At 68.7% G+C, this 21,470-nt stretch carries 23 protein-coding genes; 8 read left to right on the top strand and 15 right to left on the bottom strand.

Annotation, left to right across the window (positions count from 1 at the left end; all coding sequences use genetic code 11):
- Positions 1 to 48: 48 nt before the first annotated feature.
- Positions 49 to 198 carry a hypothetical protein gene (locus tag QE449_RS02025; RefSeq protein WP_155957046.1) on the top strand — a complete coding sequence of 50 codons (150 nt, stop codon included), beginning with the start codon at positions 49 to 51 and terminating at the stop codon, positions 196 to 198.
- On the opposite strand, the gene QE449_RS02020 is transcribed toward QE449_RS02025, so the two are convergent.
- From QE449_RS02020 to QE449_RS01985, 8 genes are read right to left on the bottom strand one after another with little or no spacing between them, the layout of a single operon-like run.
- Positions 199 to 1,302 (bottom strand): MSMEG_0565 family glycosyltransferase, encoded by a 1,104-nt coding sequence (locus QE449_RS02020; protein ID WP_307108097.1) that lies wholly within the window; start codon positions 1,300 to 1,302, stop codon positions 199 to 201.
- Positions 1,284 to 2,147 (bottom strand): carbon-nitrogen hydrolase family protein, encoded by an 864-nt coding sequence (locus QE449_RS02015; RefSeq protein ID WP_307108096.1) that lies wholly within the window; start codon positions 2,145 to 2,147, stop codon positions 1,284 to 1,286. The genes QE449_RS02020 and QE449_RS02015 overlap by 19 nt, the downstream gene beginning before the upstream one ends.
- Before the next feature lie 7 nt (positions 2,148 to 2,154).
- On the bottom strand, positions 2,155 to 3,408 hold the full coding sequence (locus QE449_RS02010; RefSeq protein WP_037185980.1) for an MSMEG_0569 family flavin-dependent oxidoreductase: 1,254 nt from the start codon (positions 3,406 to 3,408) through the stop codon (positions 2,155 to 2,157).
- Complete coding sequence (locus QE449_RS02005) at positions 3,405 to 3,689, bottom strand: MSMEG_0570 family nitrogen starvation response protein (RefSeq protein ID WP_056441075.1); 285 nt, start codon at positions 3,687 to 3,689, stop codon at positions 3,405 to 3,407. The genes QE449_RS02010 and QE449_RS02005 overlap by 4 nt, the downstream gene beginning before the upstream one ends.
- Complete coding sequence (locus QE449_RS02000; protein WP_307108095.1) at positions 3,682 to 4,590, bottom strand: carbon-nitrogen hydrolase family protein; 909 nt, start codon at positions 4,588 to 4,590, stop codon at positions 3,682 to 3,684. The genes QE449_RS02005 and QE449_RS02000 overlap by 8 nt, the downstream gene beginning before the upstream one ends.
- Positions 4,587 to 5,984 carry an MSMEG_0567/sll0787 family protein gene (locus QE449_RS01995; RefSeq protein ID WP_307108094.1) on the bottom strand — a complete coding sequence of 466 codons (1,398 nt, stop codon included), beginning with the start codon at positions 5,982 to 5,984 and terminating at the stop codon, positions 4,587 to 4,589. The genes QE449_RS02000 and QE449_RS01995 overlap by 4 nt, the downstream gene beginning before the upstream one ends.
- A gap of 1 nt (position 5,985) precedes the next feature.
- Positions 5,986 to 7,059, bottom strand: coding sequence for an MSMEG_0568 family radical SAM protein (locus QE449_RS01990; protein WP_056441066.1), 1,074 nt, complete (start codon positions 7,057 to 7,059; stop codon positions 5,986 to 5,988).
- 12 nt (positions 7,060 to 7,071) lie between these two features.
- On the bottom strand, positions 7,072 to 7,596 hold the full coding sequence (locus tag QE449_RS01985; protein ID WP_027506093.1) for an MSMEG_0572/Sll0783 family nitrogen starvation response protein: 525 nt from the start codon (positions 7,594 to 7,596) through the stop codon (positions 7,072 to 7,074).
- A 170-nt stretch (positions 7,597 to 7,766) separates the two neighbouring features.
- On the opposite strand from QE449_RS01985, the gene QE449_RS01980 reads away from it, so the two are divergent.
- Genes QE449_RS01980 through QE449_RS01970 form a run of 3 tightly spaced genes read left to right on the top strand, consistent with a single transcriptional unit; the run spans position 7,767 to position 9,480 of the window.
- Positions 7,767 to 8,663, top strand: a complete 897-nt coding sequence (locus QE449_RS01980; RefSeq protein WP_307108093.1) for a DUF3626 domain-containing protein — start codon at positions 7,767 to 7,769, stop codon at positions 8,661 to 8,663.
- 12 nt (positions 8,664 to 8,675) lie between these two features.
- Positions 8,676 to 9,056, top strand: coding sequence for a hypothetical protein (locus QE449_RS01975; protein WP_027506091.1), 381 nt, complete (start codon positions 8,676 to 8,678; stop codon positions 9,054 to 9,056).
- Positions 9,049 to 9,480, top strand: coding sequence for a hypothetical protein (locus QE449_RS01970; protein ID WP_027506090.1), 432 nt, complete (start codon positions 9,049 to 9,051; stop codon positions 9,478 to 9,480). The genes QE449_RS01975 and QE449_RS01970 overlap by 8 nt, the downstream gene beginning before the upstream one ends.
- A gap of 51 nt (positions 9,481 to 9,531) precedes the next feature.
- On the opposite strand, the gene QE449_RS01965 is transcribed toward QE449_RS01970, so the two are convergent.
- Positions 9,532 to 9,903 carry an SdpI family protein gene (locus QE449_RS01965; RefSeq protein ID WP_156380439.1) on the bottom strand — a complete coding sequence of 124 codons (372 nt, stop codon included), beginning with the start codon at positions 9,901 to 9,903 and terminating at the stop codon, positions 9,532 to 9,534.
- A gap of 3 nt (positions 9,904 to 9,906) precedes the next feature.
- A complete protein-coding gene (locus QE449_RS01960) occupies positions 9,907 to 10,335 on the bottom strand; it encodes an SRPBCC family protein (protein ID WP_056442173.1) in 429 nt (142 codons plus the stop codon).
- Between the two features lie 109 nt (positions 10,336 to 10,444).
- Between QE449_RS01960 and QE449_RS01955 the strand changes: the two genes are divergently transcribed.
- Both QE449_RS01955 and QE449_RS01950 read left to right on the top strand, forming a co-directional pair.
- Positions 10,445 to 12,718 carry an ATP-dependent DNA ligase gene (locus QE449_RS01955; protein ID WP_307108092.1) on the top strand — a complete coding sequence of 758 codons (2,274 nt, stop codon included), beginning with the start codon at positions 10,445 to 10,447 and terminating at the stop codon, positions 12,716 to 12,718.
- A gap of 193 nt (positions 12,719 to 12,911) precedes the next feature.
- The gene (locus tag QE449_RS01950) at positions 12,912 to 14,120 is read left to right on the top strand and encodes a lipase family protein (RefSeq protein WP_056441051.1); all 1,209 of its coding nucleotides are present in this window, start codon (positions 12,912 to 12,914) and stop codon (positions 14,118 to 14,120) included.
- A gap of 10 nt (positions 14,121 to 14,130) precedes the next feature.
- Here the strand turns inward: QE449_RS01950 and QE449_RS01945 are convergent, their stop codons facing one another.
- From QE449_RS01945 to QE449_RS01930, 4 genes are all read right to left on the bottom strand, one after another.
- Positions 14,131 to 16,005 (bottom strand): ABC transporter ATP-binding protein, encoded by a 1,875-nt coding sequence (locus QE449_RS01945; RefSeq protein ID WP_056441049.1) that lies wholly within the window; start codon positions 16,003 to 16,005, stop codon positions 14,131 to 14,133.
- 100 nt (positions 16,006 to 16,105) lie between these two features.
- A complete protein-coding gene (lon, locus tag QE449_RS01940; RefSeq protein ID WP_307108091.1) occupies positions 16,106 to 18,424 on the bottom strand; it encodes an endopeptidase La in 2,319 nt (772 codons plus the stop codon).
- 192 nt (positions 18,425 to 18,616) lie between these two features.
- On the bottom strand, positions 18,617 to 19,012 hold the full coding sequence (locus QE449_RS01935; protein WP_222632294.1) for an OsmC family protein: 396 nt from the start codon (positions 19,010 to 19,012) through the stop codon (positions 18,617 to 18,619).
- A gap of 43 nt (positions 19,013 to 19,055) precedes the next feature.
- Positions 19,056 to 19,871 carry an alpha/beta fold hydrolase gene (locus tag QE449_RS01930; protein WP_222649934.1) on the bottom strand — a complete coding sequence of 272 codons (816 nt, stop codon included), beginning with the start codon at positions 19,869 to 19,871 and terminating at the stop codon, positions 19,056 to 19,058.
- A 118-nt stretch (positions 19,872 to 19,989) separates the two neighbouring features.
- Between QE449_RS01930 and QE449_RS01925 the strand changes: the two genes are divergently transcribed.
- Both QE449_RS01925 and QE449_RS01920 read left to right on the top strand, forming a co-directional pair.
- Entirely contained in the window at positions 19,990 to 20,547 is a 558-nt protein-coding gene (locus QE449_RS01925) for a DUF4190 domain-containing protein (RefSeq protein ID WP_307108090.1), read from the top strand.
- 48 nt (positions 20,548 to 20,595) lie between these two features.
- Positions 20,596 to 20,862 (top strand): hypothetical protein, encoded by a 267-nt coding sequence (locus QE449_RS01920; protein ID WP_056695702.1) that lies wholly within the window; start codon positions 20,596 to 20,598, stop codon positions 20,860 to 20,862.
- A gap of 9 nt (positions 20,863 to 20,871) precedes the next feature.
- Here QE449_RS01920 and QE449_RS01915 read toward each other — a convergent pair whose 3' ends face one another.
- The gene (locus QE449_RS01915; protein ID WP_027506082.1) at positions 20,872 to 21,357 is read right to left on the bottom strand and encodes a ribonuclease H; all 486 of its coding nucleotides are present in this window, start codon (positions 21,355 to 21,357) and stop codon (positions 20,872 to 20,874) included.
- Positions 21,358 to 21,470: the final 113 nt, after the last annotated feature.

Raw genomic sequence — 21,470 nt, 5'->3', positions numbered from 1 at the left:
ATCTGAGATGATTGGTCCGGCGATCCACGTCGAGAAGGGAGTGCCACCATGTCCGACGAGCCCGAGCGGGACAGCGAGCAACGCGCGGCTCCGTTGTCGTTCGTCCAGTTGTTCTTCGACGCGACGGTCGACACCACGTCGCCGGGACACCTCCCCGACGACGGACCCGACGACGCGGGCACATCGCCCCTGCGCTGATCAGCGATGCGCGAGCCCTGCGTAGAACGCGAGATGAGCGGCCGCGGCGTCGTCCCAACTCGTGCGGGCAGCCAGTGCGCGCCCGGCAGCGGCACGGTCGTCCGACGTCAGAGCGTCCTCGAGTGCGGCAGCCGTCCCCTCCGCGTCGCCGCCGTAGCGCACCGCGTCCCCGAACACCTCGCGGAACACGGGGAGGTCCCGCACCACGACGGGAACCGAGGCGGCGAGAGCCTCCATCGCGGCCAGCCCGAAGCCTTCCTTGGTGGAGAGGAACGCGAATGCCGACGCGCCCGCGACGAGAGACGGGAGCACGTCGTGGTCGACGGTGCCGAGCACCCGCGGTACGGGCCCCTCGTCGCCTGTCGACCGACCGGCCTCCGGCCTGCCCGCCAGTTCCGCGAGTCGGGTGTCGAACTCCGCCCGGTACCCCCGGTAGTCGAACAACGTCTCACCGCCGGCGAACACCAGACCCACGTCCGGACACCGCTCTCGAAGCGCGGCGTGGGCCTCGAGCAGGTCGATGCTCCCCTTGCGCGGCTCGATGCCACCGACCGCGAGGACGTATCGGCCGAGACGGGTGCGCCACTCGTCGCCGCGTGCCGCCGCGAACCGAGCATGGTCGACCCCGTTGGGGATGACCGTCGGCGACAGCCCCCATCCCACACGCACCTCGTCGGCCACGGCGCGCGAGACACAGATGCGGGCGAGGGGCTCGACGACCGCGCGCTCGTGGCAGGCGGCGAGTTCCGGTGTCGTGAACTCCTCGAGGTGGTGGATCGTGCGGACACAGCGTCCGACGGCGTTCGCGGTGATGCAGTCCTGGGCATGCACGACGTCGGCGTCACCCGGGTCGAATGCACTGCGCATCAGTGCTATCGACCGCAGGATGCGATCGCCCACCGACTCGTCCTCGCGCGCCGGGAACGGAACGAGACGAACCGTCACCGCGGGATCGATCGCACGGTAGAAGCCCTCGTCGCCGCCGCGCGCCAGGGACCACACCGTCACGTCCGCTCCCGCGCGCGCCAGTGCTTCCGCCAGTTCGACGGTGTGGACCACTCCCCCTCGCGGTTTCGTCGAGTAGGTCAGGAGGGCGACACGCACGTGGTCTCCTTCGATGCCTGTGAGTGGTAGGTGTCCGGTCGTCGTTCGTCGAGGTGACGCAGCACCCGACGGGCCCGGTCCACCTCCGCGTCCACGTCGATGTCGCAGCACGCCAGGCCACCCTTGTCTCGCGTCCGGCACAGGACCTCGCCGCCGGGACCGACGATCTTCGCCTGCCCGAGGAAGCGCAGAGATCCCGTCACCCCCGTGTGATTGGACGACAGCAGCACCACCTGATTCTCGGCCGCCCGGGCGGCGTCGTAGAGGTCGAACAGGCGAGACTGTCTGTCGTTGGCCAACTTCGACGCCCTGTCCGTCACACTGGCCGGCCACGCCGACAGCGCCGCGATGATGCGCGCACCGTCCAGAGCCAAGGTGCGCGCCGCCTCGGGGAATGTCTTGTCGTAATCGATCAGCATGCCCATCCTGCCCACCGGCGTGTCGAACGCCGAGAACCGATCTCCCGCCGCATAGGCCAACGACTCCCCCGCCGGTTGGTGCACCTTTCGATGACGACCCAACACACCGTCGCCCGTGAGGCACACGGCGGCGTTGTAACGGACCAGGGCCGCCCTCTCGGTGTAGCCCACGCACACGGTCATCTCACCGGCCGCAGCAGCGATCACCGCGAGCTCGGGTCCGTCCTCGTCGAGCGCCGGCGGCAGCTCCTCGAGATCGGGCCGCGCGAGATCACCGAGGTAACCGCCGAGGCAGGCGTCGGGCAGGACCAACAGGTCGATGCCCCGCTGATGGCCCTGCTCGATGATGCCCACGATCTTCTCGACGGACCGCTCGACGTCACGGCCGAAGTGTCCCGCGAGCGCCGCCGCCCGGATCGGCGCCATCTCGCGGTCAGACCGCCGCGGGCACGCGGGCGCCGACCGCCGGGGACATCTGCTCCGCGAGGTACTCCGCATCCCGTGCCACCGCCGCGAATCGGCCCGAGCCCCAGGTGTTCTGCCATGGCAGACCCAGGAAGTACAGGCCCTCCGCCGCGGTCACACCGCGGGTGTGAGCCGGGTGGCCCTCACCGTCGAACACCCCGACCTTCAGCCAGCGGTAGTCCCGGCGGAAGCCGACGGCCCACACGACGGACGTGACGCCCGCCGCCTCGAGATCGAGCTCGGTGGGTTCCGACTCGGGCCGCCAGACCGGTGTGTATCGCTCCTCGACGGGAGCGTCGAGTCCCGCCCTGGTGATGTAGGCGTCGATGTCGTTCTTGATGCCCTCCGACACCGCGTCCGCCGCGTCGAGTGACTGCTCGAGAGTCGGCGCGAAACGCAGGACACCGTCCGAACCGACGTCGGTCAACCGCCCGTACAGCCGCATCCCGTCCAGCGCGAAGGCACGCAGGTCGATGTCGCGTCCGCCGTCCCGCCCGGTCACGTAGTGGTTCGTGCTCTCCCGCTTGGAGAGTCCGCCGGCGTGTTCGGAGATCGACACGTCGTACACCCCCATGTCCTGCAGCCACGCGACGCAGTCCCGTCCGCGGTAGAAGCGGGCGACACGAGGCGCGGACCCTGCGACGAGGTGCACCTGCCTGCCCTCGAGGTGCAGATCCTCGGCGATCTGCGCGCCGGACTGCCCGGTACCGACCACCAGGACCCCACCCGGAGGAAGCGCCGCCGCGCTGCGGTACCCCGACGAGTGGATCTGCGTGATCGTCTCCGGCACTCGCTCGGCGAGGCGTGGAATCGACGGGACGTGGTAGCCACCGACGGCCACCACGACCTGATCCGCGGTCATCGACCCGGCGGAGGTCGACACGACGTGGCCGCCGCCGGGTGCCTGCTGCACCGACAGCACCGCGACGTGTTCGCGGACCGGTGCGCCGAACGAGTCGGCGTAGCGACGCACGAAGTCGTACACCAGGTCTCGGGTCATGAATCCGTCGGGATCGTCGCCGTCGTAGGCGTACCCGGGCAGGACGCACTGCCAGTTCGGTGTCACCAGGGTGAAGTTGTCCCACCGCCCGTCCAGCCACTCGTGGGCGATGGTGTCCCGTTCGAGGACGACATGGTCGACACCGCGTCGGGTCAGGTGCCAGCTCATGGACAGCCCCGCCTGGCCCGCGCCGATCACGATCACGGTGTGATGCTCGGTCATCGCGCTCCTCCCAGGTCGAGGACGTGCACGGTGCCGCGGTCGAACGCCGCTGCGGTGGTCTCGATCTCGCGCAGAGTCGCCGCTGCCGAGGTACACGCGAAGCCGTACTTGGCCCGCACCCGGTCACTGGCCTCGGTGAGCGCGAGTCGACTGCGCTGCACGAAGTCGGCGATCTCGTAGCGCGTCCCGACCGTGAGATGGTCACGGACGACGAGTGACGGTGAGTAGCACTGTTGGCGGCACCCGTTGGGCCACTGGACGGTGAAGGTCATCTCAGGCACGGCTCATCACCCGGTCCACCCGAGACATGCTGTCGTCGTCGACGAGGGTCCCGTACACGGACGGACGGCGGTCCCGAAGGTTGTACATGCCACCTCCGCGAGCCGCCGCGATCGCCTTCTGCACATCGAGAGTCGCTGTCGCCAGGCCGGGTTCGACGCCCGTGCCGGCGAGGATCTCCCCTCCCGGACCGACGATCTTGGCGCTGCACACGAAGTCCAGCGACCCGAAGGACCCCGCCTGATTGGACGCGATCCACACGACCTGGTTCTCCAGTGCTCGCGCCTGGTCGTAGATGTCGAAGCGCAGCTTCCATCGATCGTCGGCCATGTTCGGTGCACGACCCGTACGCGAGGTCGGCCATGCCGACAGCGAGGTGATGATCTCGGCCCCGTCGAGTGCGATCTCCCGCGCCGCCTCGGGGAACGCCTTGTCGTAACAGATCTGCATGCCCATCCGGCCGACCGGGGTGTCGAAGGCGCGGTACTCGGAACCCGCCGAGTAGCAGAGGTTCTCGCCCAGGGGCTGGTGCACCTTGCGGTACGAGCCCAGCACCCCGTCACCGTGCACCGTCACCGCGGCGTTGTACCGCGTGAGACCGTCCGCCTCACAGAAACCGAAGGTCACCACCATGTCCGCGGCCATCGCCGACACTCGCGAGATCTCCGGACCGTCCAGCTCGAGGGCCGGCGGCAGGTTCTGCAGCCGGGTGCGGCGCTTCTCCTCCGACTCGTCTCCGCCTCCCAGACTCGGGAGGTAGCCCCCGAGGCACGCCTCCGGCAGGACCAGCAGCGCGCTGCCGCGTCGCCGTGCTTCCGCGATGGTGCGCTCGATGGTGGCGTACGACTCGTCCATGTCGCGGCCGAAGCGCTCGGACGCCACCGAGAGAGTTACGTCGTTCATGCTGGTCCCAATCCTGTGACTGCGGCGGAGACCGCCGAGGTGGTGGCGCCGTCGGGCCACCGCAAGGTGACTCCCGGCTCCGAGGTGAGGCGGCCGCAGGCGGCCGATGTCGCCGGACCGGCCGGCGGGAGCCGACGTCCGGAGCGGTCCGCGGTGATCATCGCGAACCCGGGGAAGCACGTGATCCATCGGCCGAGGTCGGCGCCGCCGGGTCGGGGTATGCGGGCGACGTCGATCTCGGCGCCCGTACCTGATGCCTCGGCCAGCATGCCGACGGTGCCCGCGAGCCCCGCCATGCTGACGTCCTTCGCCGCACGAGGAGCTGCCCGGGCCACGAACGAGCCCATCTCGCGGAGGTCCGACCCGGAGCGTGCGGAGGTCGAGTCCCACTGCAGGCCGTGGTAACCGGGTCGCCAGCCGCCCCCGAGGTCGGCGGTGAGACTCAGCTCGTCACCGACCTCACCGCCGCCCGCACGCACCGGCGACGACGTCCGTCCGAGTGCCGTGACCGACAGCGCCGCCGGCACACCCACCTGGGTGTGGCCGCCGAGCACGGGAACCCCCCACGCGTCACCGGCGCGGGCGAGGCCCCGGATCACGCGGGTGAGGAGCGACGTCGTCGGAGCGCCGACGGCGTCCAGCATGCCCACCGGGGTCGCACCCATGGCGGACAGATCGTTCAGATTCACCAGGGCGGCACACCATCCGGCCCACTCCGGGTCGCGCTCGACCATTGAGGGCACGATGGCGTCGCACGCGGCGATGATGTCGGAGCCGGGCACCGGCACTCCGTCGTCGCCTCGGAAACCACTCGCCCCCAACCCCAGTGGCGCAGTGGCCAGGGGTGCCAGCACATCTGCGAGCACGGCCTTGGTCGACCGGACGAGACGTGCCACCGTGTCGATGGTCCAGCGCATCGTCTCGTGCGGGGCGCCGGCCAGCATGGTGGGGCCGGTGGCGGTCCACCCGAGCGCCGTGAACATCGGGACGTGGCGAGACTGCACGGTGGCGTCGAACCGCACCACCCCGGCCGTCTCCACATGAGCGCAGGCGGCTCGGATCAGAGCGGGTCCCACTGCGCGACTACGCTTCTCCCGCGCGACGACGAGGCGGCTGCCCGACCACCATCCCAGGTCGACGTCCGTGCAGGGAGCCACCCGGACCCCGCCGAGGACGGTGCCGTCGGGGGCGGTCGCGAGAAGGACGACCGCGCGCGGATCGTCGTCGACGTCGTCCCGGTCGGTACCCGAGAACAAGCCCTGCTCGACGACGAACGACTCGCGTCGAAGACGGTGATAGGCGGCGAGATCGGCCGCCGACTCGGCCGGCCGGACGAGGAACGGGGCAGCGCCGACGGTGGGTGCCCCGGTGAGGATCGACAGTTCGGTGCTCATGTCAGCCACCCATCGTCTGCAGGACGCTGCACGCACCACACGCTGCGCACCCGGCCTTCTGGTCGGTCCCCAGCATCTCCGCGTCCACCAGTGCCGCGGCCACCCGAGTGCTCACGTCCGTCAACAGCTCGGCGGACGGCGCCCCGGCCCCGTCGACGTCCACCGCGAGGGTCCCCGGGTGTGGCCGGAACGGGACGACGAAGGGATAGACCCCCATCGCGATCAGCTCGGTGGCGCCGCGAACCACCTCGTCCGGGTCCTCGCCGAGCCCGACCAGCAGATACGTCGACACCTGGTTGCGTCCGAAGACACGCACCGCCTCCGCCCATGCCGCGCGGTACTCGTCGAGCGAGACCGACGCCTTGCCCGGCATCCAGCGGCGCCGCACGTCCTCGTCCAGGGACTCGACGTGGATACCGATGGACCGTGCGCCGGCGTCGTACAACTCGGTGAGGGTCGCGAGATCACCGGGCGGTTCGCACTGCACCTGGATCGGCAGGTCGGGGAGCACGGCGCGCACCGCGCGGACGCAGCGTGCCAGGTGCAACGCCCCGCGATCTCGGCCCGCCGAGGTCCCGGTCGTCATGACCATCTGGGTGATGCCGTCGAGTCGCACCGCCGCCTCGGCCACGGCGGCGAGATCGGCGGGCTTCTTCACCGCCACGGTGGCGCCGCTGCGCAACGACTCCTCGATGGAGCAGAACCGACACCGTTGCGACTCGTCGTAGCGAATGCAGGTCTGGACCACGGTCGTGGCCAGCACCCCCTTGCCGTGGAGCTTGGCGAGCTTCTCGTAGGGCACACCGTCGTCGGTGGTGAGGTCGTAGAAGGCCGGCCGGGCGATGGCGGCGATGTCCAGTCCGATGTCGTCCCCGTCGAACAGCACCCGATCGCCGTCCAGGACGTAGGGGCTCGACGGATTGCGGGGCAGCGCTGCACCGAGTCCGTCGATGCTCACGTGGCCGTCGTCGCTCGGTCCCGCACCCGCGGTGCGGCGCACCGGTGGGGTCCCACGGATGCCGAGCAGGGCCAGATCGACCCGGTGGTTCCTGGTCTTCAGTCGAACGTCGGACATCGCCGTCTCACCTCAGACCATGTACGTGGAGTTGATGATCGCGCCCTTGCGGGCGTAGTGGATCAACGCGTCCTGCACGTCCAGCGGGTGCGCGGGCACGACGCCCTCGATGAGGTCTTCCTCGCGGCCGCCGTGCAGCGCGAGCCCGAATCGGCAACAGAACACGGTGCCGCCCTCCGAGATGAACGTCGCGAGAGCGTCGTTGATGTTCTGCTCGCCGGGGAAACCGGAGTCTCCGGTGGTGGGAAAGCCGCGGGTCGCCAGGCAGTTGATGGCACCGGGACCGTAGAAGTACATCGCCGACTCGTAGCCCTTGCGCAGAGCGCGCGTCGCCTGCAGCACGGCGACGAAGCTCACCGACGACTCGTGGGCGATGCCGTGCACGAGAGTGAAGTAGGACTCGCCGTCCTCCGCCTTGTAGTCCGGGAAGATCTTGGTTCCGCCGTAGATGTTGCTGCCCTTGGGGAGTGACGGGTGCGGGATCTCGGCGAGTGAGGCGGACATGTTGTCGAGGATGGTCTGATCGAACGCGGCCACGGGAACCTCCGGAAGATGAGTGAGCAAGTACTCGGGTGCGGAGACGTCCGTCCCGCTGACACCAGTACAGGCCCGCTCGATGTCCGGATGGTCACCCGCGGAACAACGCCCTGTTTCGTCCTGCTCACTCGCGTAACCCCGGCGACACACCGCCGCGTTACCGTCGGAGTGTGGTCGACGCATCGGGTGCCCGACGCCTCCTCGCACTCGCGCACGTCGCGTCGCGAGTCGAGGCGGGCCCACCCGTGCCGCCGGCGACGAGAGTGACCGTGCACTTCCATCCCGATCGGCTCGTGGCCGGCCGACCATTGCTCGAGGTGCTGATCGAGGAGAACCTGTACCGATCGCAGTTCGTCACCGGCACGAGCAACGGCGGGTTCGATCCTGCGCCCGGCGGTCGTCGCCACGCATGGGAGTCCCGGATGTTCGGTGGGGCGTACGACCACGGCCCGGCATCGGAGCGCCCGATCTACGGCTCGCTGAATCACCGCCTGGAGCCCGCGGGCGGATCGGTGCGCTTCGGCTCCTCCCACCTGGTGCTCCGCGGAGACGTGCTGCCCCGGACCACCTTCTGCTACCCCGATTCCGTCCACGAGCCGACAGCCTTCGGCACCGGTGAGCGCATGCCACTCGTCGAGACGGCACTCTCCCACCACGACGTCGACGTGCTCGACGACTACATCGAGGCCCATGTCCACGGACCGCTACGACTCGACACCGATGTCGAGGCACTCGTTCTCGACCCGTCGTTCCGCGGGACCGAGCTGGACGCGATCGTATGCCGGGCACCAGTTCCGGTGCGGTGGCACCACGGGTTCGAGCTGTCATCGAGTCGGTTCGATCACTGCGCCGACTACCGCGGACCACACATCGCCGACCTCGCACGGTCCGTGGCGAGAGACGGGCGTCTCACCGCGTACATCGTCGGTCAGGCCGCGAACACCGGTGAGCACGACGATCAGCACATCAAACAGCTCTGGCACTGCGTCGCGCGCTTCGGACACGACTGGTCCGACCGTCCGGGGGCCGCAACCTCACCTGCCGAGGGACGAATCGGACGGGGATAAACTGGGCTCACCATGCTCACACCCATCACGGTCGCCCTCTACGTGCTGCCACTCGTCGCCGCGGTCTGGGCACTGGTGAAGCTGATCCGCAATCAGGCGCTGCTCCTCGCGAACCGCGGTGACCGCGTGTTCTTCCGGTTCCTCGTCGGCATCGAGCTGCTCGTGCTCGCGCAGGCCGTGGTCGGTTTCGTCGCCCTGGCCACCACCGACCGCGATGTGCACACCGTCACCTTCGGCGCGTACCTCATCGGTCTCGCGCTGCTGCTGCCGATCGGTGTGTGGTGGTCCCTCGGGGACCGCAGTCGCGGCGGCACCGCCGTCCTGATCGTCGTCACCCTCACCCTCGCGGTGATGGTGCTGCGTCTGAACCAGATCTGGGCCGGCCATGCCTGACACCGCACGCACGGACCTGCAGACGGCCACCCGATCCGGCATCGGGCGCGTCCTCATCGCCCTCTACGCCCTGTTCTCCGTCGCCGCCGCGTCGCGCTCGGCGGTGCAGATCGGGACCCGGTTCGACGACGCACCGGTCGCGTACCTGCTGTCCGCGTTCGCCGCCCTGGTCTACATCGTCGGCACCGTGTGTCTCGCACGAGCCTCCGTGGTGTCGCGCCGCATCGCGACCATCTCCTGCGTCGTCGAGATAGTCGGTGTGCTCGCCGTCTCGATCGCCAGTTACGCCGTGCCGCAGGAGTTCCCGGAGCCCACGGTGTGGTCGCACTTCGGATCGGGCTACCTGTTCATCCCGGTGATCCTGCCGATCGCGGCGCTGTGGTGGCTGCGCCGGACGGACACCGGTAGGGCGGGGAAGGGCTGATTCGTCCACGCTGCGGCCACACGAACGTGCCTCCTCGCAGTGGGTACGGAATCACGCGTGACGTTTGGCCACCCGATCCGCACGCACGGTGGCGGCCACCAGGATCACAGCTTGCACCGCGAGACCTGCGGCGGGAACCGAAACCACCGCTGGCCCGATGTCGGCCTCGGTGATCGACGCGATCAGCCAGAGCGTGCTCGTCAGAACGACGACCACGACAGCGATGACACCGACGGCGAGAAAGTGCGCCGCGGCAGCTCGATGACCGGCTCGCCAGGCATCGCGGGACGCCGTCGTCGCCTTCGTGCGCAATCCCACGGCCGAATTCACGTCCACGTTCGTGCCCGGCGTCCGCATCACGAGCGACAGGGACCCGAGGAGAACCACCCCGACGAGAAGTGACAGCACCGGAGCAGGTTCCACGAACTACCCCAGCTTCGCCAGGTTGGTCACACTCGTGCGCACGTCCGACTCCAGCACCTTCGCGACGACCCCGCCGATCGGGCCGGACAGCAACCCGCCGCGAAAGTTCGCGTCGAGGGTGAACTCCGACCCGGCGCCCTTCGGCGCGACGGACATCTTCAGATCGATCTTGATGCCGCCCTTGCCTTTGCCGAGCAGCGCGATCTCGTAGGGCTTGTCGTACTCGGTGATCGTCCAGGTGATCACGTTGCGGAAACCCTTGACCTTGATCAGCGAGTCGATGGTGACGCCTTCCTTCAACGTGTCCGGCACGGGGCTGCGCCATCCACCGAAGATGGTCATCCACTCCTGGAAGCTGGACAGATCGGACGCCCTGGCCCACGCCTCGTCCGGTGTCATCGTCGAATCCACCGTCACGTTCACTCCGGCCACGCGGCCCTCGCTTCCTGCCTCGTCGGTCCCGCGCGCGGGTCCTGCCACCGAGCGTGGCACCGCCCTCGAACATACCCAGCTCGCGAAGCACGCAATCTATCCTGAACCCATGGCATCGCTGGAGGTCGCGGGGCGACAGATCGCCCTGACCAACGTCGACAAGGTGCTGTGGCCGGAGACGGGCACCACCAAGGGCGAGGTGATCGACTACTACGTCGACATCGCGCCCGCGATGCTCCCCCACCTTCTCGGACGCCCGGTCACGCGGAAGCGATGGCCGAACGGGGTCCAGGCAGGCTCGTTCTTCGAGAAGAACCTCGCCGCGTCGGCCCCGGACTGGCTCGACCGACGACGTCTGCACCACTCCGACCGCGTCGTGGTCTACCCCGTCTTCCACACCGCCGCCGATCTCGCGTGGCTGGGACAGCAGGCTGCGCTGGAAGCCCATGTGCCGCAATGGACTTTCGACGGCGACGAGCAGGGCAAAGCCACCCGCATCGTCTTCGATCTCGATCCGGGCGAGGGCGTCGACCTCGACACCTGCGCGACCGTGGCCTGTGAGGTACGGGCGATGATCACCGACATCGGGCTCACCGCCCACCCCCTCACCAGTGGTAGCAAAGGCATACACCTGTACGTCCCGCTGGAGAAGCCGGTCTCGTCGTCCGGTGCCTCGACCGTCGCGAAACGCGTTGCGACGCTTCTCGAGGAGAAGATGCCCGATCTGGTCACCGCGTCGATGTCGAAGGCTCTGCGGCCCGGGAAGATCTTCCTGGACTGGAGTCAGAACAACGGCAAGAAGACCACCATCGCGCCGTACTCGCTGCGCGGACGCGACCGCCCGACCGTCGCGGCTCCGCGGACGTGGGACGAGCTCTCCGGCGGCGGTCTCGCCCAACTGAGCTTCGAGGAGGTGCTCGCTCGCTTCCACCGGGACGGCGATCTGCTCGCCGGCCTCGATCCGGAGCCGGAGGCGTCGACGATCACCGACAGCCTCGGTCCGTACCGCGGCAAGCGGACTGCCTCGCGCACACCGGAACCCGTCCCGACGACATCGACGACTCGGGAATCCGCGGACCCGATCTTCGTCATCCAGGAACACCACGCACGTCGACTCCACTACGACTTCCGACTCGAGCGCGACGGCGTGCTGGTCTCGTGGGCGGTTCCGAAGAATCTGCCGACGGACGAGAAGAAGAACCATCTCGCCGTGCACACCGAGGACCATCCGATGGACTACGCATCCTTCGAGGGGACCATCCCGCAGGGCGAGTACGGCGGCGGCGAGGTGAGCGTCTGGGATCACGGCACCTTCACCACCGAGAAGTGGCGGGACGACGAGGTCATCGTCGAACTCGCGGGTGAGCGCGTCGCGGGTCGGTACGCACTGATCCGGACCGACCGGGACCAGTGGCTCGTGCACCGGATGACATCCCGCCCCCAGCCGACACGCACGGAGTTGCCCCAGCACCTGCGGCCGATGCTGGCGTCCGCCGGAACGCTGTCCGGACTCGAAGCCGACGAGTGGTCGTTCGAGGGGAAGTGGGACGGCGTCCGCATCGTCGCGACCCTCGACCACGGGGACGTCGTGCTCGAGAGTCGGACCGGACAGGACCTCACGCGCCGCTACGCGGGGATCACGGCGCTCGCCGCGGATCTGTCCGACCATGCGGTCGTACTGGACGGTGAGGCCGTGGTCTACCGCGCGGACGGAGTCACCAGCTTCCAGGCACTGCAGGACGCGCATCCCGACGACGTGCAGTTCATCTGCTTCGACATCCTCCACCTCGACGGCACGGATCTGACGGGCAAGAAGTTCACCGACCGGCGCAAGATCCTCGAGCTGCTCCTGACCGGCCTCGAGACGGCGACCGTCTCGCCGCTCCTGCCCGGCACAGCGGCGGGAGCACTGTCCGAGAGCGAACGCCGCGGGTGGGAGGGCATCGTCGCGAAGCGGCGGGACTCGACCTACGAGGTGGGCCGACGCAGCACCTCGTGGATCAAGGTGAAGAACTGGCGGACGCAGGAGGTGGTCATCGGCGGATGGCGCGCCGGCAAGGGTTCCCGCACCGGGAGCATCGGGTCGCTCCTGCTCGGCATCCCGTCGGAGAACGGACTGCACTACGTCGGGCGCGTCGGCACCGGATTCACCGAGCGACAGCGTGCGGACCTGTTGACGCTTTTGCGTCCGGCCGTCGTCGACGAGTCACCGTTCGACGAACCTCTCCCCACCGCCGACCGCCGCGATGCGACGTGGGTGGCCCCCACCGTCGTTGGCGAGGTGCGGTTCTTCGAGTGGACGGACGGCGGCTCGTTGCGCCATCCGAGCTGGCGGGGCCTGCGTGAGGACAAGACCGTCGAGGACGTTCACCGCGAGGACTGAGCGCTCCCACTCGAGTGGGCAAAGTTTGGACCTTACACAAGAACCATCGAGAACGGTTGTCGCCGTCGTGTCGCTTGCTTACGGTTCGATCACGGGGCCGGGGCGCCGTTTCCCGAGTGGAACCGAGCGCTCGGGCAGTGTTCAATGTGGCTGTCGTTCGATAACCGCACAGTCGGTTCGTAGGAGTGTTCCAGTGAGATCCATTCGTCGCCTCGTGCTCGCCGCGGTCACCGCAGCCGTCGTCGCTGCCGCCCTTCCGGGGACCGCAGCCGCAGACGCCCAGTACCCGACCCCCAATGCCGACCCGTTCTACTCCGCGCCGGGCGACATCTCCGGGCTCGCACCGGGCACGGTCCTCGCCAGCCGTCCGATGCCCAACCCGCCCAACTTCATCGGCGTGTCGACGTGGCAACTGGCGTTCCGCAGCACCGGCAGCGAGGGCAACCCCATCGTCGGTGTCACCACCGTCTTCGTCCCACTGGGGAAGGCGCCCGACGGCCCGCTGCTCTCCTACCAGCAGATCGTCAATGCTCTCGGCCTGAAGTGCGCGCCCTCGCAGGCGTTGTGGTCGACCGATCCGAACGTCGTCATCCGCGACGCCGCCGCCTTGAACGCGGTGTTCACCCGCGGCTGGTCGGTCTCGATGCCGGACCACCTCGGCCCCAACAGTGCCTACGGCGCCGCCAAGCTGGGCGGTCAGATCACGCTGGACGGTATCCGCGCTGCCAAGAACTTCGATCCGCTGCAGCTGCGCAACAGCCCCGTCGGCATGGGCGGCTACTCCGGCGGCGGCATGGCCACCGCCTGGGCAGCCGCGTTGGCACCCTCGTACGCACCCGAGTTGAACATCGTGGGCAGCGCCCAGGGTGGCGTTCCGATGAACCTGTTGAAGATGGCCTACATGCTCGGCGAGAACACACCGCACCCCGTGTTCGGGCTGGCACTGGCCGCGGCGATCGGTCTCGGTCGGGAGTACCCGGACCGGATGCCCGTGTCGCAGAACCTGACTCCCCAGGGCACGTCGATGATGAATCAGATCGCCGACTCCTGCACCAACGACATCCTGGCCGTGGGCGCCAACCACAGCGCCGCGGAGATCACCGCGAACAAGTCGGTGTTCGCAGACCCGCAGGGCCGTGCCGTCGTGGAAGAGAACAGTGTCGAGCTCTACCCCGGCGTTCCGCGCGCACCGATCTTCGAGTGGCACAGCCCGACCGACGGGCTCATCCCCGTCGACGCCATCGACAGCACCACCGCCCGGTACTGCAGCGCCGGCGCTCGAGTGCAGACGCTGCTCACCCCGACCCCCGACCACCTCAGTGGCGCGTTGCTCGGGCTGCCGTCCGCACTGCAGTGGCTGAACGATCGCTTCGCCGGTCTGCCTGCACCCAGCACCTGCTGATCGCGGAGGGTCAGGCGCGGACCGGTTCGTCGAACTGCGTGCGGTAGAGCTCGGAGTACCGACCCGAGTTCGCCAGCAGTTCGGTGTGCGTACCGCGCTCGACGACGCGGCCGTTCTCGATGACCAGGATGAGATCGGCCGCCCGGATGGTGGAGAGCCGGTGCGCGATGACGATGGACGTCCGTCCCTCCAGTGCCTCGGCGAGTGCCTCCTGCACCGCGGCCTCGGAAGTGGAGTCCAGTGACGCGGTGGCCTCGTCCAACACGACGACGGTGGGACGCGCCAGCAGCAGGCGGGCGATGGTGACGCGTTGACGCTCACCACCGGAGAAGCGATAGCCGCGCTCGCCGACCACGGTGTCCAGGCCGTCCGGCAGCGACAGCACCAACTCCTCGAGACGCGCACGCCGCAGCGCGGACCAGATCTCCTCCTCCGTCGCATCCGGGTGCGCCAGGGTGAGATTGGACCGCAACGTCTCGTGGAACAGGTGGCCGTCCTGCGTCACCATGCCGACGGTGCGACGGATCGATTCGGCCGTCAGATCCCGCACGTCGACGTCGCCGATGCGCACGGCACCGGAATCCACGTCGTACAGGCGCGAGACGAGCTGCGCGATGGTCGACTTTCCTGCACCGGACGAGCCGACCAGGGCCACCATGTGTCCGGGCTCGGCGCGGAAGGACACCCCGTGGAGCACCTCCTCGCCGCCGCGAGCATCCAGGACGGACACGTCCTCGAGAGACGCCAGTGACACCTTGTCGGCCGACGGATAGGCGAAGCGGACGTCGTCGAACTCGACGGTGACCGGGCCCTCCGGAACCGCGCGGGCGTCGGGCTTGTCGGTGATGAGCGGATCGAGGTCGAGGATCTCGAAGACCCGCTCGAAGCTCACCACGGCGCTCATGATGTCGACGCGGGCGCTCGCCAGTGCGGTGAGCGGTGCGTACAGCCTGGTCAGAAGCAGCGCGAGAGTCACGACCGACCCTGCGTCGAGCTGCCCCCGCAGCGCGTAGAAGCCACCGAGGCCGTAGACGAGCGCGAGTGCCAGCGCGGACACGAGGGTCAGCGCCGTCACGAAGACGGTCTGGACCATGGCCGACCGCACGCCGATGTCGCGGACGCGGCCCGCTCGAAGCGCGAACTCGGCCGACTCGTGATCGGGGCGTCCGAACAGCTTGATCAGCGTCGCGCCGGGAGCGGAGAAACGCTCCGTCATCTGCGTCGACATGGCCGCGTTGTGCGCGGCGGCCTCACGCTGCAGACGGGCGAGCCGAGTGCCCATCCTGCGGGCCGGGAGCACGAAGATCGGCAACAGCAACAGTGCCAGCAGGGTGATCTGCCAGGAGATCCCGAGCATGACGACGAGGGTGAGCAGCAACGTCACGAGGTTGCTGACGACACCCGACAGCGTGCCGCTGAAGGCGCGCTGCGCCCCGATGACGTCGTTGTTCAGCCGCGAGACCAGGGCACCGGTGCGCGTGCGTGTGAAGAAGGCGATGGGCATCTTCTGCACGTGGTCGAATACGCGAGTACGGAGGTCGAGGATGAGGTTCTCGCCGATCCGCGCCGAGAGCCACCGGTTCACCAGCCCCGTACCGGCATCGAGCAACGCCACGACCGCGATGATGACGGCCAGTACGAGGACCGTCCCGTACGCGCTGCCCTGCACGATCGCGTCCACGACACGGCCGGCCAGCACGGGCGTCGCGACGGCCAGGACCGCCGCGACGACGCTGAGGATCAGGAACCCGACGAGCAGGGAGCGCAGGGGTCGCGCGAACACCATGATCCGCCGCACGGTCACCCGGGAGAACGGTCGGTGATCGTCGCCGTTGGTGTGCATCGATCGGTACATCTGGTTCCACGCGGTCATTTCCATACTCATGTGGAACCTCCTGTTACTCGTCACGATCTCTGCACACCCACGGCGCGGCCCGTTCACCTGCACTGAGGGCAACCCCCGCGCTGCCCCGCTCATTCCGTGGTCAGGCCGCGGCGACCTGCTCCCGCGCAGGTTCGAGGGCTTGGGCGACGATATCGGCGACGTCCGACATGGGCCGGACGTCGACGGCAGCCCGTACCTCGGCCGGCACGTCGTCGAGATCGGGCTCGTTCCGCGCGGGAACGAACACGGTGGTGAGTCCGGCGCGCTGAGCGGCGAGCAATTTCTGCTTCACCCCACCGATCGGGAGTACCCGACCGTTCAGGGAGACCTCGCCCGTCATGCCGACGTCGGACCGCACGGGTCGCCCCGTCGCCATCGACACCAGCGCGGTGACCATCGTGACGCCCGCGGACGGGCCGTCCTTCGGTACGGCGCCGGCCGGCACGTGGATGTGGATCGCCTTGTCCAGCGCCGTGGGGTCCACCCCGAGTTCCGCCGCGTGCGACCGCACGTAGGAGAGCGCGATCTGCGCCGACTCCTTCATGACGTCGCCGAGCTGACCGGTGAGGGTGAGACCGGCGGTGTCACCCGTCGAGCTCGCCTCGATGAACAGGACGTCGCCGCCCAGACCGGTCACGGCCAGGCCCGTCGCGACACCGGGGACCTCGGTGCGTTCGTGTGCCTCGGGGGTGAAGCGGGGCCGTCCGAGGTAGGTGACCAGATCGGGCTCGTCCACCGTGATGGGCCGCTCGTCCTGCGCCAGCACGGTCGCCACCTTGCGCAACGCCTTCGCCAGCAGTCGCTCGAACTGACGGACACCGGGCTCGCGGGTGTAGTCGGCGGCGATCGTGCGGAGTGCAGCGTCCGTGACGGTCACCTCGGCATCGGTCAGTGCAGCGCGGTCGACCTGCCGCGGAAGCAGGTGGTTCCGTGCGATGACGACCTTGTCGTCCACGGTGTAACCGTCGATGGTCACCAGTTCCATACGGTCCAGCAGCGCTGTCGGAATCTGGTCGATCACGTTGGCGGTCGCCAGGAAGACCACGTCCGACAGGTCGAGATCGAGGTCCAGGTAATGGTCCCGGAACGTGTGGTTCTGAGCCGGATCGAGCACCTCGAGCAGCGCCGCCGCGGGGTCACCGCGGAAGTCCGACCCGATCTTGTCGATCTCGTCCAGCAGGACGACGGGATTCATCGAGCCTGCCTCGGCGATCGCACGCACGATCCGGCCCGGCAGGGCTCCGACGTACGTACGCCGGTGTCCGCGAATCTCGGCCTCGTCGCGCACGCCACCGAGGGCGACGCGAACGAACTTGCGGCCCAACGCCTTCGCCACCGACTCGCCCAGCGAGGTCTTGCCCACGCCGGGAGGACCGGCCAGCACCATGACGGCACCGGATCCGCGTCCGCCCACCACCGTCAGACCGCGTGAAGCGCGCCTCGACCGGACGGCCAGGTACTCGGTGATGCGGTCCTTCACGTCGTCGAGTCCGTGGTGGTCGGCATCGAGAACGGCGCGCGCTGCCACGATGTCCGTGCTGTCGTCGGTCGTCACCGTCCACGGCAGTTCCAGGACCGTGTCCAACCACGTTCGGATCCAACCACTCTCGGGACTCTGATCGCTCGAGCGCTCCAGCCGGCCCACCTCGCGCAGCGCCGCCTCACGAACCGAGTCGGGCAGGTCTTCGGACTCGACGCGTCCGCGGTAGTCGTCGGCACCGTCGGGCTCGCCCTCGCCCAACTCCTTGCGGATGGCGGCGAGTTGCTGGCGCAGCAGGAATTCCTTCTGCGTCTTCTCCATGCCGTCGCGGACGTCGCCGGCGATCTTGTCCGTCACCTCTACCTCGGCGAGGTGGTCGGTGGTCCACTCGGTCAGCACCGTCAATCGTGCTGCCACGTCCGGGGTCTCGAGCAACTGTCGCTTCTGGACATCGGTGAGCCACGACGCGTAGCCGGCGGTGTCGGCCAGCGCGGACGGGTCCGACAGCTTGTTCACCGAGTCGATGACCTGCCATGCCTCGCGGCGCTGCAACATGGCCAGAACGAGCTTCTTGTACTCCGCGGCGAGAGTCCGTAGGGCGTCCGTCGGCTCCGGCTCGGACACCGGCTCGGCCTCCACCCACAGAGCGGCGCCGGGGCCACTGACTCCGGTGCCGATGTGCGCACGCTTCTCCGCCTTCAGCACCGCAGCCGGCTCACCGGTCGCGAGACGGCCGACCTGCACGATCGTCGCCACGACGCCGTAGGCGGGGTAGCGGTCGTCCAGTCGTGGGGCGATCAGCAGAGTGCCGTCGGCGCTGGTCCGCGCGGCGTCGACCGCAGCGCGGGCAGCGTCGTCCAGTTCGACCGGCACGACCATGCCGGGCAGGACGACGGGGTCGGTCAGGAACAGAACGGGCAAGCGAGTCGATTCGCTCATGGGGTCCTCCAAGGTTGCGCGTGATCAGCTCAACTTGGCGGCGGTCCCCGGTGTTCCCGCAGATGAGGGCGTTCGCTGGAGGCGGACATGGCGGGGGCCGAGAGTGATTCCCGCAGGCACTCCATGCTCCCGCAGCGGCTGCAACCACTACGGCGAGGCGGAACACCCGCGGGAACGGTCAGCCGGCGGCGCTCACTCGCTGAGCGTCACGTCCACGCCGGTGACGGTCTTGAGGAACGGGCAGATCGACCGTGCCTGCTCGAGCACGTCGCCCGGGTTGTCGACGCCCGGCAGTGTCACGCCGAGGCGGTAGGCCGCGTCGTAGCCCGCGCCGTCCGCGGAGGACAGCGTCACCTGTCCCTCCACCGATGCACCCTCGAGGGATCCACCCGCGGTACCGACTGCGATGCGCAGCGACTCGAGCAGGCAGGAGCTCAGCGCAGCGGCCATCAACTGTTCGGGGTTGGTCGCCCCACCCGGACCCCCGAGGTCGGAGGGCTCGTGGACATCGAGGGAGAGCACGTCGTCGCTCGAGGAGATCGATCCGTCGGTGGCGGTGACAGTGGCGGTGTACAGGTCTTGACTCATGCCTGCCGGGTGTCCGCGAACCGCTGTCCGCAAACCACCGAGGTCACGAGTGCTCGGCGAGGAAGCCGAGCACCTCGTCCTCGAACTTCCGCGGCTCGTCGAGAAACAGTGCGTGACTGCTGTTCTCGAACACGACGGTGCGCGCGCCGGGAATCGTGTCACCCACGTACTGTGCCGCTTCCCACGGAAACGCCTTGTCGTGCTTGCCCACCATGACCAGCGACGGCAGATCGAGTGCCGGCAGCAGATCACGCCAGTCGTGATGGGTGTGGTCCGCCATCACCGCGTTGCGCGCCTCCGAGGAGATCTTCGTCATCTCCGCGAGGAGGACCTCGACACGCTCGGCGGGGAGGTCGGTGGCGGTGATCTCGTCGAGCTGTTCGCGGTCGAAGTTCTCGCGGTCGTACGTCACACGGCCCTGCACCGCGGCCAGCGACGCGTCGTCGAAGATGCTGGTGTGCGCCAGGGTCCACTCGGGCGTCCGGTACTGGCGAGGAGTCTGCGCGACGTAGATAGCCTGCGCCAGCAGGTCGGTGCCGAACAGCTCCTGGTAACTCCAGATCACGGGACAACCCAGTGACCACCCCAGGACTGTGACGTCCGTCAGCTCCAGCCCCACGAGCAGATCGCGGAGGTCCTTGGCCAACCTCGACACCCGGTAGCCGTGGCCCGGATCCTCCGAGTCACCGTGAGCGCGCAGATCGACGGTGATCACGCGGGCGTACTCGGCGAGCCGATCGACACTGCCGTCGAAGAAGCGGCCGCTGAATCCCCACCCGTGCAGCATCACGAGCGGCCGTCCCGTTCCCTGGTCGGTGTAGTGCAGGACTGTGCCGTCGCTGACGGTCCACGTACTCATCCTGCTGAGATACCCCACCGGACACCTGCGGTAACGGTGCGATCACGCACCCACGCCGAAGGTGCCGTCCGGCGCTACAGTGCGAGACACCAGCCGAGTCGCCCGTCAGGAGAGACCAGTGAGCGGTCCCACGCCCGAGTACGGCCAGCAGCCCGAGTACGGCGGGCAACCGCCGTACGGCCAGCAGCCTCAGTACGGTCAGCAGCCTCAGTACGGTCAGCAGCCCGGTTCCGGCGGGCAGTACCCACCACCCGGCGGCTACGACGGCGGCTACGGCCAGCCCCCGGTCAGCCCGAAGAACGGCGTGGGAATCGCGGCGCTGGTTCTCGGCATCCTGTCGATCCTGGCCTTCTGGACCTTCGGATTCGGCATCTTCCTGGGCATCATCGCCGTGGTGCTCGGCGTGCTCGGCCGCGGCCGAGTCAAGCGCCGCGAAGCCACGAACGGCGGCGTCGCCACGACAGGGCTGGTGCTGGGTGTCCTCGGCATCATCGGTGGCGCGGTGTTCATCGCCCTGACCGTGTGGGTGTTCAACGAGGTGGGAGTCGGCGACCTCGCGACCTGCCTCAGCGACGCCGGTGGCGACGCGACACGGGTCGAGCAGTGCCAGCAGCAGTTCACCGACAATCTGGAGAACCAGTTCTCGGTGACCCTGACGCCCGCTCCGACGCCGTGACAGGTGCGGAAGGGTTGACAGCGCGGTGGACCGGGCACACCGGTGCTCATGAGTGATTCCGTGAACGAGCCCGTCGACACCGCATCCATCGACCCGCGCGAGGAGTCCAAGGGCACGGGTGCGGACACGGCACAGAGTCCGGACGAGCGCGACGAGGCGGTGCGCGAGTTCGACAACCATGCCGAGGCCGAGCCGGCGCCGACCCTCGATCGGAGTGAGGCCGCCGTGGACGAGGGCAAGGATCTGCCCGCCCCGAGTCCGCGCGACGTGACCGCCGGCGACAAGGACGACAAGCAGACCGCTCGCCAGGAATGAGCCTCTGCTCTAGAAGAGCGTGACGGGTTCCTGTGCGCCGACCGGCTCGCACGGCGTCAGCGAACCGTCTCGGATCGCCCGCGCAGCGATTCCTGCCAGCTCGTCCGCCATCTCGTTGAACTGGTTGCCCACGTGTCCGCGGACCCAGCGGAACCGCACCGGACCCTCGCGCTCGGTGATGGCACGGTCGATCGCGCGGACCAGTTCCAGATTGCGCACCGGCCCACCCGTGGACGTGCGCCAGCCCTTGCGCTTCCATCCGGCGAGCCACTCCGACGCACACTTGATGGCGTACTGGCTGTCCGACTCGATGAGCATCGGCTCCGGACCCGGATGCGCGGCCACGGCCTCGTACAACGCCCTGAGCTCGGCGATCTGATTCGTGCCGGACGCTTCTCCGCCGGAGGCGGACGGGCCGGTGTGGTCGACCCAGGCCCAGCCGATGGCCCCGCCGGGGTTCTTCAGGCACGAACCGTCGGTACTCACGATGATCACCCTCGAGACAGTACGGCCGAGGACCGACAATTCCGCGGTCCCGCGCCGAGCGCACACCCTGTCCACGGCTCGGCCTACTCTCGAACGTGAACCATCAGCCCAGACTTCGATCT

This window comes from Rhodococcus sp. SORGH_AS_0303, assembly GCF_030819335.1.
Taxonomy (GTDB): Bacteria; Actinomycetota; Actinomycetes; order Mycobacteriales; family Mycobacteriaceae; genus Rhodococcoides.
Note: the sequence above shows the minus strand (reverse complement) of the source record. Positions and strands in the feature narration are given on the sequence as shown.